Origin of the sequence: Acidithiobacillus concretivorus (assembly GCF_018853445.1) — a bacterium.
GTDB classification, from domain to species: Bacteria; Pseudomonadota; Gammaproteobacteria; order Acidithiobacillales; family Acidithiobacillaceae; genus Acidithiobacillus; species Acidithiobacillus concretivorus.
In genome coordinates, this window is the sequence record NZ_JABELD010000095.1 from 1 (window position 1) to 464 (window position 464).

General features: G+C 48.5%; 1 protein-coding gene. It reads right to left on the minus strand.

Annotated elements, in window-relative coordinates:
* Positions 1-70 precede the first annotated feature (70 nt).
* The gene (locus HJG40_RS11710; protein ID WP_215864362.1) at positions 71-292 is read right to left on the minus strand and encodes a hypothetical protein; all 222 of its coding nucleotides are present in this window, start codon (positions 290-292) and stop codon (positions 71-73) included.
* Positions 293-464: the final 172 nt, after the last annotated feature.

A 464-nucleotide genomic window follows, 5' to 3' on the forward strand; every position in this document is an offset into this window, starting at 1 on the left:
CCCAGCCTCTTATACGTTGAATGGATGGATTTGTCCAGCGCTCACCGTACATCCAAAAAAGCCGAGTCATTCATATGGTGGTGCCACCCCATAAAAAGGGCTCTTGGCCATATTGAGAATTGCTGCCTTCTACCTGACCATGCATGACCAGGGAAATCCCTCGCCACCAGTTTTGGTGCGCTGCTTCGGAGATGGATTGCCCCGTACTGGCAGCCCAGGCGGGGGCAGTAGATACGCAGAAAAGAAGGCTACTCAAGAAGATGTTGCGGTAACGGTTTTGCTGGCGAAGCATGAAATTCTCCCTGATTTAATGAATCGTTTGATAATGAATGCATCATTAACTATGGTGGACCCATGAGTCAAGACAAAAAGAGCGAGAGTTTAAGCTAGTCTGGTTTCTAACATTGCAGCAGAATGGCGCTGCCCCAAATTGTCCCTGAGTAATGGTTATGCTGCAACCTTCG